The organism is Candidatus Hydrothermales bacterium (genome assembly GCA_039630235.1).
Classification (GTDB): Bacteria; Hydrothermota; Hydrothermia; order Hydrothermales; family JAJRUZ01; genus JBCNVI01.
The window spans coordinates 1-2,667 of sequence record JBCNVI010000002.1 but is presented as its reverse complement, the minus strand read 5'-3'; the positions used below and the strand labels follow the sequence as shown (position 1 = coordinate 2,667).

Genomic DNA, 2,667 nt, shown 5'->3' with positions numbered 1-2,667 from the left:
AGAATCTTATCATAATATTTCAATTTTTCTTCACTTTCCACCTTTTCTAAATGAATTAGAAAATTGTTCCTTAATATTAAACCTAATAATCCTTTTGGAGGACCATAAAGTTTCCATACCCCTATTTTATCATTTTCCTTTAAATAAAAACCGAGATTTAAATAACTCCTTATTAACTCAGGTGAGGTATGAGTTAATTCAAAACTATTTTCTTCATAAGAATTTAAGTTGGAAAAAGGAGAAAGAATAAGTCTGTAATGCATCCCTTCCATAAAAGAAAAAATTGCAAATAAAGTTATTAAACTCTTTAAATTCTTTTGGTTCCATCTTTCCCATAAATATATTGTCCCTATAAACGCAACAGAAGGTAAATAAATATGAAACCTTGGCCACCATCTGTACGGACTAGTAAGGAAAAATAAAAATGTATGGAAAATTATTTTTAAAAAATTTTTTCTCTATTTTTAACTGATAAGAAAATTGAAATCAAAAAAGGAATAACCCCAAGAGAAATAAAAAAATGCCCAAATCCTCCATCTCGATTATCATAAGTATAAAAGTCGTTAGAATCAAAATGCCAAAGTTCTGCGAGACATTTAAAAATAATAAGGGGATCATATGTAAAAACTGGTAAATCCAAACATTTAGGTACCTCCACTTTTCCCTTAAATATCTCTAAGCCAAAAATTTTTATAATATATGGATAAAGAGGATTTCCTGTAAGACAAAAGTTATAAATATAATGATGAAAAGAAGTAGCGAAAGATAAAAAAAGCACTAATAACAATAATAACAGGAAAAGCCCAAATATTGGCAAAAAACTCAATTTTGTTCCTGCACCTATTGAAAGTGAAAGCAAAGGAAACACTATATTAAAAAGAAATTTTAATAATAAAAGATTTAGAAAAATAAGAAAGATGGAGGCAGTTTCAATATCTACATGGGCACATCCTGTAATGTTGGGAATAATAGGAATTGAAAGAATAGAAAATATATAAAGGGACTTTTCTTTTGATATATTTAATTTTCTCAAAATAGAATAGGAAGAAAGAACTCCAAAAATTAAAAAAGGAAAATGAACTATAAGTATCCCTTTATCAGTACCTGTAAATATAAAATAATAAGAAAAGAGAATTTCTCCATTTTTTGGAAAATACATATGCAAAATATCTAGATCCATAAAAGCAGGAGAAGGAAATCCTTTTCAATAACAATTCTCGACGCAATTGGTAAGTGATAGATATATGTATCCAACCCCTGTGGAGGATATACAAAAATAAATCTTAAAAGTAGAAAAAAATAATGATAGAACAATTATCGAAATTGTAACTACTTTCCATTCATAAAGATGAAAAAAACCGAGAAGTCCATACATTCCAAAAATAGTAGTTAAATGGACTAAAAAACTAATTATTAACCTATCTACAAAACTAATTTTTTAAAAAAATAGAAAAATTTAAAAATTGCAAAATAAAGAGTCAAATTTAAAATTAAAAATTCGGCAAATTTCAAATTAAACATATCCTATCAGATATTTATTTTATTGACGCATTTTTTTATTTTTCAAAAGTGCTTTGATTTGTATAGCAAGATTTTTAAGAGTAAGTTTTTCTCGGCTTTATCTTGAAAGAAAGATAGGGACTTGACAAATTTGAATTAAGATTGTATAATATAATGCACTTCAATCCTATTTGAAAATTAGGTTGGGGAGGAAAGGGAGTGTGAAGGTACTAAGGGTGTCTGGTGGATGCCTAGGAGTCGGGCGGCGATGAAGGGCGTGGCAAGCTGCGAAAAGCCTGGGGGAGGCGCAAGCAGCCTTTGATCCCAGGATGCCCGAATGGGGAAACCCAGCTCTGGTAAACCAGAGCTATCCCCTGAATGATTTCAGGGGAGGTGAACCTGGGGAAGTGAAACATCTCAGTACCCAGAGGAAAAGAAATCAAAATGAGATTCCCTTAGTAGCGGCGAGCGAACGGGGAAGAGCCTAAACCGGTCTGGCTGTAAAAGCCCGTGGGTGTTGGTCAGACCGGGGTTGTGGGGCATAGTCGGACCCAGCCACGGATGGGTCGGAGAGTTACAAACCCTTTCCCTAGTCGAATCCTCTGGAAAGGGGAGCCACAGAGGGTGATAGCCCCGTAGACGAAAGGGAAAGGGCTCTCTGGACTATGTCCCCAAGTACCACGGGGCACGTGGAACCCTGTGGGAATCAGGGGGGACCACCCTCCAAGGCTAAATACGTCCCGACTACCGATAGTGAACTAAGTACCGTGAGGGAAAGGTGAAAAGAACCCCGGTGAGGGGAGTGAAATAGAACCTGAAACCAGACACCTACAATCAGTCGGAGGGCTAGGAGGGGGTGCCTTTTGTCCTGGTGTATGCCAGGACGACGGGTCCCTTCTGGCCTGACGGCGTGCCTTTTGCGTAATGAGCCCGGGAGTTGTACTCACTGGCGAGGTTAACCCCGGTAAAGCGGGGGAAGCCGGAGGGAAACCGAGTCCGAAGAGGGCGCTTTGAGTCAGTGGGTACAGACGCGAAGCCGGGTGATCTACCCATGGGCAGGGTGAAGCTCTCTTAACAGAGAGTGGAGGCCCGAACCGGTGGACGTTGAAAAGTCCTCGGATGACCTGTGGGTAGGAGTGAAAAGCTAAACGAACCCGGTGATAGCTC

The 2,667-nt window shown here is 37.4% G+C and carries 2 protein-coding genes and 1 rRNA gene; 1 reads left to right on the top strand and 2 read right to left on the bottom strand.

The window, feature by feature from the left end:
• Both ABDH49_02435 and ABDH49_02430 read right to left on the bottom strand, forming a co-directional pair.
• The coding region (locus tag ABDH49_02435; protein MEN3045835.1) for a hypothetical protein at nucleotides 1–263 on the bottom strand (263 nt) is incomplete at its 3' end.
• 179 nt (nucleotides 264–442) lie between these two features.
• Nucleotides 443–1,159, bottom strand: a complete 717-nt coding sequence (locus ABDH49_02430; GenBank protein ID MEN3045834.1) for a hypothetical protein — start codon at nucleotides 1,157–1,159, stop codon at nucleotides 443–445.
• Between the two features lie 561 nt (nucleotides 1,160–1,720).
• Here ABDH49_02430 and ABDH49_02425 point away from each other — a divergent pair.
• Nucleotides 1,721–2,667: ribosomal RNA gene (locus ABDH49_02425) — 23S ribosomal RNA — on the top strand; the annotation flags it as partial.

Bases quoted from the DNA above. Each gene is read 5' to 3' on its own strand.
- ABDH49_02430 (MEN3045834.1), bottom strand. From the start codon at position 1,159: ATGTATTTTCCAAAAAATGGAGAAATTCTCTTTTCTTATTATTTTATA.